This window comes from Xenorhabdus littoralis (assembly GCF_033949345.1).
GTDB classification, from domain to species: Bacteria; Pseudomonadota; Gammaproteobacteria; order Enterobacterales; family Enterobacteriaceae; genus Xenorhabdus; species Xenorhabdus littoralis.
In genome coordinates this window covers 1-461 of record NZ_VCDP01000133.1, presented here as the reverse complement: position 1 = coordinate 461, position 461 = coordinate 1, and the positions used below count along the sequence as shown (strand labels likewise).

1 pseudogene is annotated in these 461 nt (G+C 54.4%); it reads left to right on the top strand.

From position 1 onward, the window contains the following. Nucleotides 1–461 (top strand): annotated as a pseudogene (locus tag FE394_RS18465) (type VI secretion system baseplate subunit TssF); the annotation flags it as partial.

The following is a 461-nucleotide window of genomic DNA, read 5'->3' as shown; positions in this document are numbered from 1 at the left end:
CTGATTTTTCGTTTTGAAGGCGAACTGCCGCTGGATGATATCGGTGATGCTTTTATGCTGGGCTGTGTGCCGGCCATTCATCTGGAAAACCGGATCAGCCCGCCTATCCTGCTGAGTGCCGAAAATCACTCCTATCCTCTGCCGCTGGGCGATTCCGTAAAATTGTTCTGGTTACGTGATATTCAGGTGGTTCAACAACCCGATGATGACGCACAACGGGGCACCCCTTACCGCTATCTGCCGATAGAGCAGTTTACGCCCGCAGCGGAGCTGCTGGCCGGGGAGGAGCCGGATTATTTCTACTACCAGCTTCGCACCGAGCGTGATTTGCTGGATCGCATTCAACACCGGTTGCATTTTTTTGACCTGACAGGCAAACCGACTCGCGACTTACCTGAACTCGCGGTCGCCTGCGATTTTATCGGCTACCATGGATCCGCGATGGCTCTGGAGCAAGGCAC